The following is a 10,019-nucleotide window of genomic DNA, read 5'->3' on the forward strand; positions in this document are numbered from 1 at the left end:
GGCGACACCGGCCTGGTCGGCGGCGCGCTCGACACGGTCACCGGGCTTACCGGTGGTCTGACCGGTGGCGACGCCGGTCTGCTTGGCGGCACGCTCGACACGGTCACCGGTGTCACCGGCGGCCTGACGGGTGGTGACGCCGGCCTGCTGGGCGGGACGCTGGACACGGTCACCGGGCTTACCGGTGGTCTGACCGGTGGCGACGCCGGTCTGCTTGGCGGCACGCTCGACACGGTCACCGGTGTCACCGGCGGCCTGACGGGTGGTGACTCCGGCCTGTTGGGGGGCACGCTCGACACGGTCACTGGCTTGACTGGTGGGCTGACCGGGAACGAAGGTTTGGTCGGCGGCCTTGTCGGTGACGACGGCCTGGTTGGCGGGCTCACCGGCGACGCGGGCCTGGTCGGCGGGGCACTCAACACCGTCACCGGCACGGTGGGTGGCCTCGGCGGCAGCCTCGACATCGTCGGCGACGTGACCGGATCGCTGGGTGTGGGCAACATCACCGGAAGTCTCGGCCTGGGTGGCGAGGCGAGCGCCTCGACCAACGGCGGCAACGACGGCGATGGCCTGCTCGGTGGCCTGCTGTAAAAAACTTCCTTTGTGAAGGGTCCCAAACGGGCCGGGTCGTGTTACACACGGCCCGGCCCAACCGATTGTCTAGCAGTGGTTGTCCAGGCAAAGAACACGGCTTCGCCTGAACGGAGTTGATCCGCCCGGCCCAAAACGCGAAGAGCGTTTTGCTCAGCACTTGAAAATTCCTCCGAAACCAGCAGAATCATGGCCGTGGTAGCGCCAATCTGGCTGAACGTGCTCGATGAGACTTCTCGGCTGTGCCAGGCACATGGGCGCGCGGACCTGATCGAGTGGTTGCGGCAGAAGCGGGCGCAACTGTTGGACAGCCAGTTGCGCGTGCTCGTCGTCGGGGAGCCCAAGCAGGGCAAGAGCCAGCTCATCAACGCGTTGATCAACGCGCAGGTGTGCCCGGTGGGCGACGGCGTGACCACGACCCTGCCGACGATCGTCAAGCATGCCGACGAGGCAAGCACGATCACGCACCCCACGCACGTCGAGATTGGAGTGCCGCGCGGGCTTCTCGCCTCGGGCATGGTGCTCATCGACACGCCGGGCATCGACAACCAGGACCCGGCCCGGCTCAAGGCCCCGCCCGCCGATGTCGTGCTGCTCGTCTCCGACGCCACCCGCGAGCTGTCGGTCACCGAGCTCAACCTGCTGCTGCACCTGGCCCAGTCGCACGCGCACCTCGCCGTCGTGCTCACGAAGATTGACATCTCGCCGCACTGGCGGCTCATCGCCGACCACAACCGCCAGCAGCTGGCCGGGGTCGGTGTCGCCGCAACGGTCATCCCGGTCTCCTCGGCGCTGCGCCTGGCCGCCGCCACCACCAACGACCAGACCATCAACGCCGAGTCGGGCTTCCCCGTGCTGCTGTCGCGGCTGATGCGCGACCACTCCGCCAAGGGTGACGAGCTCGCCCGTGCCAGCGTCAACCTGATCGTGCGCAGCGTGGTCGACCAGCTGGCCGCACCGCTGCGCCAGGAATTGTCCATTGAGGACAGTCCGGCCCGGTCCGACACCATGTCGCGGCTGCGCGACGCCCAGCGGGCGGTCGACGAACTGCGCCGCTGCTCGACCAGCTGGCAGAACACGCTCAACGACGAGATGGCCGACCTCATCTCCGACCTCGAATACGACCTGCGCGACCGGACCAGGCGCATCCTGCGCGAGGTCGACGAGTTGTTCGACGAGGCAGACCCGCTGACCCACTGGGAGTCGTTCTCCGGCTGGCTCGACGAAAACCTGATCGAGGCGGCGGAGGCCAACTACCGGTGGCTGGTGCAGCGGTGCGAGGCCGCGACCAGGCGCGTGGCCGATCACTTCGTGGACTACGGATACGGCTACGACGCGCTGCCGCGCTGGTCCATGCGCGTGCCCGACGACCTGGCCGAGCGGGTGTCCATCATCGAGCAGCCGCGCATCGAGAGGTTCACCCCCAGTCAGAAGATCTTCTCTGGATTGCGCGGGTCGTACGGCGGCATCCTGATGTTCGGCCTGGCGACCAGCCTCGTGGGCATGCCGCTGATCAACCCAGTGTCGATTGGCGCGGGCGCGCTGTTCGGCGGCAAGACCGTGCTCGATGACAGCAAGTCCGCGCTCAAGCGCCGGCAGACCGTTGCCAAGCAGGCCTGCCAGCGCCACATCGACGACTTCTTCCTGCGCTTCAGCAAGGACTGCCGCGACACCGCGCGCCAGGTGCAGCGGATGCTGCGCGACCACTTCACGGCGCTCACCGAGCAGCTGCAGGAGGCCATCATCCAGTCGTTCCGCCGGGCCAAGCAGGCCGCCGACCTGGAGCGCAATCAGCGCCACCGGCAGATCGAGCAGCGGCTGCGCCAGCTCGCGTCGGTCTACGAGCAGGCGCAAGCGCTGGTCGCCGCAAGAGTCACGGCATGAGGGAGGCTTGCCCGAGGGAATCGATTGGCATGCGCCGCGTAGTGAAGCGGAGGGACGCCCATGAGGGAGGGCTTGCCCGAGGGAATCGATTGGCATGCGCCGCGTAGCGAGGCGGAGGGACGCCATTGAGGCTGGAAGAGGCGACGTGGGCGCTTTTGCAGGAGACGCTCGATGTGTATAGGGACGATCCGCGGGTCAGCGCGCATGTGCATCACCAGATTACGCGGCTCAACGATCCTCTGCGCATCGCCGTGATGGGTCAGGCGAAGTCCGGCAAATCGACGCTCGTCAACGCCATCCTCGGTGAGGAAATCGCGCCCGTCTTCGAAAATGTCCTTACCTGGTACCACGACGGCCCCACGCCGCTGATCACCGCCTACACGGTGACGGGTGCCGCGCACGACCTGCCCGCCACCCGGTCCGCCGCCGGCACGCGCATCGACCTCGCGGGCTGGCGCGCCGACCAGATCCGCGACATCGTCGTGCAGTGGCCGATCCGCGCGCTGCGCAACGCGTCGCTGGTGGACACGCAGCCGGAGGCACCGCCAACCAGCGAGGTCGACGCCGTGCTCTACCTGAGCCGCGATGTGCGCGCGGCCGACCTCGATGCGCTGCAACAGGCGCACCTGTCGAGCGTCGCCCGAGCCGCCCCGGTCAGCACCATCCTCGTGCTGTCGCGTGCCGACGAGATCGGTGGTGGGCGCATCGACGCCCTGCTGACCGCCCGCCAGCTGGCCCGCCGGCACCACCGCGACCCGCGCGTGAGCTCAGTGAGCCTGGGCGTGGTGCCGGTCAGCGGGCTGGTGGCGCTCGCCAGCCGGGTACTGTCCGAAGAGGACTTCGAACGGCTGCAGGGCATCGCGTTCATGCCCCGCCCGGAGCTGGACGGCTATCTGCTCTCCGCGGACCGGTTCGCGGCGGCGGGCGGAGGTGAGCTGCTTGAGCGGTTCGGGCTGCACGGGGTGCGGCTTGCCACGACGCTGGTCCGCACCGGCCACGACACGCGTGCCAAGCTGGGCGCCGAGCTGGCCCGGCGCAGCGGGCTCGGCGAGCTGCGGGAGGCGCTCAACCAGTACTTCATCGAAAGACGGGATGTGCTCAAGGCGCGTTCGGCCCTCATCGTGCTGGAAGAGTTGCTGCGCAACGACTCCCGGCCCGGCGCCGCCGAGCTGCTGGCGCGCCTGGAACGGGTGATCGCCGGCGCGCACGAGTTCGCCGAGCTGCGCCTGATGGCGACGCTGCGCGCGGCGGAGGTCACGTTCGACGACGACCTGAACGCCGAGGCACACCGGCTCATCGGCGGCAACGGCGGCAGTGTCGCCGCGCGGCTCGGGTTGGAGCATGAGGCCAGCGACGCGGAGCTGTGGGCGCTGTGCTCGGAGGCGCTGATCCGGTGGCAGGGGTTGGCCGAGGATCCGGGGTTCGGCTTTGAGCTGGCCCAGCAGCGCGCGGCCCGGGTGGTCGTGCGCAGCTGCGAGGGGCTGCTGGCGGAGCTGTCCGAAGCGCGCCGATTCGGTTACGCCCGCTAGACGAGATCGGCGTTGGCAAATATAGCGATGAGGGCTATGTTGGCCCCATCGTTTACCTAGCCGTTGACCTATCCGTGATCATCCCGGCCTTCAACGAGCAGCGTCGCATCGGGCCGTCGATCGAGGCGATCCGTGCCTATCTCGATTCGACGGGACGGGCCTGGGAGCTGATCGTGGTCGACGACGGGTCCACGGACCATACGGCTTCGGTGGTGCAGGAGCATCCGGGCGTCGAGCTGATCCGCCTGTGGCGCCACCGCGGGAAGGGTCAGGCGGTGCGGGTCGGCGTGCTCGCCTCGCGCGGCGCGGACGTCCTGATCACCGATGCCGACCTGTCGACCCCCATCACCGAGCTGGAAAAGCTTTGGACGGCAGGCGGGGACGCGGTCGCCGTGATCGGTTCGCGGGCCTTGGCCGGGAGCCATATCGAGATCCATCAGAGCCGGGTGCGCCGGCTGCTCGGGCGTCTCGGAAACCGGTACATCCGCGCGGTGGCCGTGCCCGGCATCCGCGACACGCAGTGCGGCTTCAAACTCCTGCGGGGCGGCGCGGCCCGCGCGCTGATGGCTCGTACCCGCCTGAACGGATGGGGAATCGACGTGGAGATCCTGCACCTGTGCGCCCGGTTCGGCTGGCCGGTGGTGGAGGTCCCGGTGCGCTGGCGGCACAACACCGGCTCCAAGCTGCACCCGATCGCTTATCTGTCCGTGTTGGCCGAAGTCGCGTACGTGCGCGTGGTCCACAGGCGCGCCAACCACTTGTCCAGCGGCAGCACCAACACAATGCACAGGAAGGGAAGGTGCAGCAGGGCGAAGACGATCGCCTCGCCGAACGAGGGGTAGTGTCCCATGATCATTTTGATGTGATGCGCGTACTGCAGGGTCTGCGGGATGCCGGTCGGGTTGACGAGAAACCAGAAGATGTCAAGGAACCCGGAGAAGATGAGAATGACCCCGCTCAATACGACTTTGAGGCAGTTGCCGGGTGTGCCGCCGCCCAGCCGGTAGGCGAAGGCGATCGACAGCAGGATCGCGGGGTAGAGCATCAGGTAGAGATAGGTGTAGAACTCGCCCTCCGCGTTCGCGTGCTTCTGCGGCACGGCAACGAATCCCAGGTAGCTGATCCGCGGGATGATGTAGCCGAGGAAGCCAACCAATGGGAGCAGCAGCAACAGGTGTAGGTGCCTGGACCGATTCGGGAACACGGCGATTCCGCAGGCGATCACGAGGTACACGAAAATCTTGTAAAGCACCTGGAGCGGACTGTCTATTTCGGACTTGTGTGGCATCAGAAGGTAGACGGTCAGAAAACCGATCGTGCCCAGAACCATGAGCACGAGCCACAGGTATCTCATCGGACGAGCAGCCTTCGCAAGAGGTAGAACAGGCGAAACACCGTGCGGGGCGGGAGGAATTGCATCAGCCACGTCGCGGCGTATGCGGGGTAGCCCAGCGCGGGCATCCTATAGCCGTAAGCCTTTACGGCGTTGCGGCGGGTGCGCAGCGTGGACCGGATGATTGCCCTGTGGTCGTTGAAGATGTAGTTGTCGCCGTGGACCCGGTACTTGACGAGACACTCCTGGAGATTGGCGATCTGGTACGCGCGGCCGATGCGCATCAGCAGGTCGAGTTCTTCGGGCATGACTCGGTAGAGGCCCAGCCGGTCGAAGCATTCCTTCCTGACCATGAGGGTGCTGTGGCGGATCGGCGTGTGGAAGAAGAACGAGCGCTTGATTTCCGCGTCGCCGGCGGGGAACGAGACGGTGCGCCGGAGCCTTCCCTGCGCATCTATCTCATAGATGTTGGATCCGCAGGCGCCGTGTCCCGGATTGTTCTCCAGGAAGGCCACCTGCCTGCTGATCCGCTCGGGCATGGCGACGTCGTCGCCGTCCATCAGCGCGACGTATTTTCCGCTTGCCCGTTCCACTCCCTTGTTTCTGGTACGGATGACGCCCACGTTCAGTTCGTTGCGGATCGCCACCATGCGGCTGTCTTTGCGCGCATAAGCCTCGATGACCTCCCACGAGTCGTCCGGTGAGGCGTCATCGATGACGAAGAACTCGATATTTCGGTGCGTCTGATTGAGGATGCTTTCAATGGTTTCGGGAAGGAATCGCGCCGTGTTGTAGACCGGCATCACCACCGAAACGAGGAGATCGTCCACTTGCACCGCTCAAAGATAGCGAGGGCAGTGAAAGTTTCGATGGTTGACCGGCCGTGTGCGCGGGGCTTAATCTCGCGCTGATATTCCGAAATTGGATCGAAACTTTCGGAGCCTGCCATGGGTCGCAAGAGCGTGTGGATCGCGGTGTCGTGTGTGCTGGCCGCGATGGTGAGCGCGCCGGCCCATGCCTTCGACCCGGTGGTCGTGATGACCAGTGACTTCGAGGACGGCACGGCGCAGGGTTGGTTCGCGCGAGGCGCTGCGACGCTGGCGGTCACGAGCGACGCCGCGCACGCCGGCACGCAGAGCCTGCGCACGACCGGGCGTACGGCGACGTGGAACGGGCCGGGCCGGAATGTTTTGGGGCTCTTGCAGAAGGGCGCGACGTATGTGATCGAGGCGTATGTGCGGACGGTCGCCGGGCAGCCGTCTGCTGCCGTGCACATGACCATGCAGCGGACCCCGGACGGTGGATCGACCACGTATGAGCGGGTCGCCAGCGCGACCGTGTCCGAGACCGACTGGGCCCTGCTGCGCGGGGAATACTCCTTCCAGGTGGACTCGACCGAACTCCAGCTCTATCTGGAGAGCACGGATGCGACGGTCGCGTTCGACGTCGACGACGTGAAGGCCACGATGATCGCGCCCGCGCCGGGCGGCCCGCCGGACGAGGTCGGCATCACCACCGGGTTCGAGGGCGGCACGCGCCAGGGCTGGGCACCGCGCATCGGCTCCGAGACGCTGACAGTGACCGACGCCGATGCCCACGGTGGACAGTACAGCCTGCTGACCACGGCTCGGACGCAGACCTACGCCGGGCCCGCGCTCAACGTGTTCGGGCGCATGGGCAAGGGCAAGCTCTACACGTTCTCGCTGTGGCTCAAGCTCGCGCCGGGTGAGGCGCCTGCGCAACTGCGGTTCAGCATCGAGCGGCGGCTCAACGGGACACCCAGCTATGAGGGGCTGGTGGGCAACCGGACGGTCACGGCCGATGCGTGGGTCCAGTTCAGCGGGAGTTACACGCTCGCCTACGACGTTGACTTCCTGTCCCTCTACGCCGAATCGGCGTCCGGGACGGCATCTTTCTACCTCGATGACTTCGTGCTGACGTACGTGCCGCCGCTGCCGATCCAGAAAGACATCCCGCGCCTGCGCGACGTTTTAGCCTCTGATTTCCCGGTTGGTACCGCGATCGACCGCAGCGACACGGTTGGCGTCAACGCCGAACTGGCGCAGCAGCACTTCGGGCAGGTGACTCCGGGCAACGCGCTCAAGTGGGACGCCACCGAGCCCCGCGAGGGCCAGTTCACCTTCGCCGAGGCCGACGCACTGGTCGACTTCGGTACGAACAAGGGGATGCGCGTGCGCGGCCACACTCTGGTGTGGCACAGCCAGACGCCGGCGTGGGTGTTCCAGGACGCGGCCGGCAACCCGCTGACCAACTCGCCCGAGCACAAAGCCCTTCTGCTGCAACGGTTGGAAAATCACATCCGCGCGGTCGCCGGCCGCTACGCCGGGCGCATCTACGCCTGGGACGTGGCCAATGAGGTGATCGACGAGTTCCAGCCGGACGGGCTGCGGCGCAGCCGCTGGTTCGAGATTACGGGCATCGATTACCTGCGCACGGCTTTCCGCGTGGCGCACGAGGTTGTGCCGGATGCGGTGCTCTATATCAACGACTACAACACGCACAACCCTCGCAAGCGCGACTTCCTGCACCAGCTCGTGGTTTCGCTCAGGGCCGAGGGCGTCCCGGTCGAGGGCGTCGGGCACCAGACGCACATCAACGTCGAACGCCCGCCGCTGGCGCAGATCGAGCAGTCGATCCAGAAGTTCGCCGGGCTGGGCGTGCAGCAGGAGATCACCGAGCTTGACATCAGCGTGTATCCCAACGCCGTCGACTCGTACCCGTCCATCCCGCAGGAGACCATCACCGCGCAGGGATACCGCTATCGCGACCTTTTCGCGATGCTGCGCGACAACCGGCAGCACCTGGCATCGGTGACGCTGTGGGGGTCGAATGACAACAACACGTGGCTGAAGAACTTCCCGTTCCCGCGGCTGGACCTGCCGTTGCTGTTCGACGAACGGTTGCAGGCCAAGCCCGCGTACTGGGGTGTGGTCGACCCGTCGCGGTTGCCGCTGCTCACGCGCGCGCACAACGTGCCCGCGGGTGCGCCTCGCATCGACGGCAAGACCGAGCTGGAGTGGGATCAGCTGCCCATGACGGCGATCGAGGCCGCGGGCGGGCCCGGGGTCAGGTTCCAATTGCGGTGGCACGGGCAGTGTCTGTTCGTGCTCGTGGAGGTCGATGACTCCACGAAGGACAGGGCGGACACGGTCGAGATCTTCGTGGACGACAACAATGGCAAGACGCCGGAGTACGAGTCCGACGATGCCCGGCACCGGCTCCGACGGGGTGGACATGACGTGCGTGAGACCGCGACGGGATATCGGGTGGAGGCGGCGATTCCACTGCGGACGGTCGGCTCGGCGGGCCGCAGGATCGGGCTGGACATCCGGGTCAAGGACACGGCGCGGCCGGCTGAGGTCGTGTCGTGGAACGACAGCGTGCGGCACGGGCAGGACACGGACACGTCGCGGTGGGGGACGGTCACACTGATCCCGGCCGTGGCACGGGTCGATGCGCGCAGGACGTCGGTGGCGCCGATCATCGATGGCATCGCCGATCCGGTGTGGGCACGGGCACGCGAAATCGCCACGACCGTGCAGGTGATCGGGACGGGCGGGGCCACGGCACGGGCGAGACTGCTGTGGGACAACGAGTATTTGTACGTGCTGGCTCGTGTCACTGATGCTTCGCTCGACGAGTCGTCGCCCAACCCGTACGAGCAGGACTCGATCGAAATCTTCGTGGATCCGGACAATGGCAAGACGACCGGATACGACGATGACGACACGCAGTACCGGATCAGCTTCACCAACCGGCAGACCGTAGGCGGTGGACTTGCCATCGACCCGACCAACCTCACGAGCGCGACGGCGGCCGTGCCGGGCGGTTACGTTGTGGAGGCCCGCATCGCGCTGGACACCATCAGCCCGCGAGATGGCAGCCTGCTGGGCTTCGACCTGCAGGTCAACGACGCCACGGGCGGCCGCCGCACGGCCGCGTCCTCCTGGCACGACCCGACCGGCGCGGCCTATGTCAACACGTCGCGATGGGGAGTCCTGCGCCTGGTCAGATTCTGATCACCACGTTCGCTCGCAGATGCAGGGCCCGCAGATGGGGCGCGACAAGCTCGGCGAAGGCGTCGTGGTCCCCCGTGCGCGCGGCGCCAAGCCGGCCCTGTTCAAGCCGCGCTGGCCAGGATTTCCGCGGCGGCCTGCCCGCAGACCGGCGCGGCCCCGTGCGTGGCGATGTGGGCCGCGCCGATCGGTGAGCCCGCCGGGACGCCCATCTCGACAACGACGGCGTCCGGGCGGGCTGCGACGGTCTTCTCCAGCAGGGTGGACAGCCATGGATGCCGATGCGGGTCGCGGCACACAAGCACCGGCGTCCGAGCGGAAGCGCCCGCCAGTACATCGTCGACCGTCGCGCCCTCGGCCAGCCGCACCACCGTCGTGTTTGGACGCAGCGTGGTCAGCGGCGCGGCGAGGCCCCACGGCGTGCGCGCGTCGATCGCCAGGTTGGTGCTCGTTTCGAACTCCACCACGTGCGCGGGCCCGTGCAGCCGCGCCGCTCCAGTGACCCGCAGGGCCCGCCGTGCGGCCGTCAGCCCGATTCCCGGGGTCTGTGTGGACGCAAGCCGCACCCGCCGCAGTGACCGGCTCCACGCCGCGAACTCGGCCACCCGCGCGGCGGCCGCGGCGAGCCGCTCCTCCGGCAGCGTC

General features: G+C 67.3%; 5 protein-coding genes and 2 pseudogenes. 5 read left to right on the top strand and 2 right to left on the bottom strand.

Features of this window, described 5'->3' with window-relative positions:
- The 4 genes and pseudogenes from DM816_RS45380 to DM816_RS36515 form a co-directional block, all read left to right on the top strand.
- Nucleotides 1-591 (top strand): annotated as a pseudogene (locus DM816_RS45380) (hypothetical protein); the annotation flags it as partial.
- Between the two features lie 189 nt (nt 592-780).
- A complete protein-coding gene (locus DM816_RS36505; RefSeq protein ID WP_117215079.1) occupies nt 781-2,475 on the top strand; it encodes a dynamin family protein in 1,695 nt (564 codons plus the stop codon).
- A gap of 125 nt (nt 2,476-2,600) precedes the next feature.
- Nucleotides 2,601-4,004, top strand: coding sequence for a GTPase domain-containing protein (locus DM816_RS36510; RefSeq protein ID WP_117215080.1), 1,404 nt, complete (start codon nt 2,601-2,603; stop codon nt 4,002-4,004).
- Nucleotides 4,005-4,078: 74 nt separating this feature from the next.
- Entirely contained in the window at nt 4,079-4,846 is a 768-nt protein-coding gene (locus DM816_RS36515; protein ID WP_211589014.1) for a dolichyl-phosphate beta-glucosyltransferase, read from the top strand.
- Nucleotides 4,847-5,354: 508 nt separating this feature from the next.
- Here DM816_RS36515 and DM816_RS36525 read toward each other — a convergent pair.
- Nucleotides 5,355-6,173, bottom strand: a complete 819-nt coding sequence (locus DM816_RS36525; protein ID WP_117215082.1) for a glycosyltransferase family 2 protein — start codon at nt 6,171-6,173, stop codon at nt 5,355-5,357.
- Nucleotides 6,174-6,284: 111 nt separating this feature from the next.
- Between DM816_RS36525 and DM816_RS36530 the strand changes: the two genes are divergently transcribed.
- Nucleotides 6,285-9,377 (top strand): endo-1,4-beta-xylanase, encoded by a 3,093-nt coding sequence (locus tag DM816_RS36530; protein WP_117215083.1) that lies wholly within the window; start codon nt 6,285-6,287, stop codon nt 9,375-9,377.
- A 101-nt stretch (nt 9,378-9,478) separates the two neighbouring features.
- On the opposite strand, the pseudogene DM816_RS36535 reads toward DM816_RS36530, so the two are convergent.
- Nucleotides 9,479-10,019, bottom strand: a pseudogene (locus DM816_RS36535) (glycoside hydrolase family 3 protein); the annotation flags it as partial.

The sequence above is a fragment of the Allorhizocola rhizosphaerae genome (genome assembly GCF_003426775.1).
Classification (GTDB): domain Bacteria; phylum Actinomycetota; class Actinomycetes; order Mycobacteriales; family Micromonosporaceae; genus Allorhizocola; species Allorhizocola rhizosphaerae.

Coding starts and splice junctions, on each gene's coding strand:
- DM816_RS36505 (WP_117215079.1), top strand. CDS start 781: ATGGCCGTGGTAGCGCCAATCTGGCTGAACGTGCTCGATGAGACTTCT.
- DM816_RS36530 (WP_117215083.1), top strand. CDS start 6,285: ATGGGTCGCAAGAGCGTGTGGATCGCGGTGTCGTGTGTGCTGGCCGCG.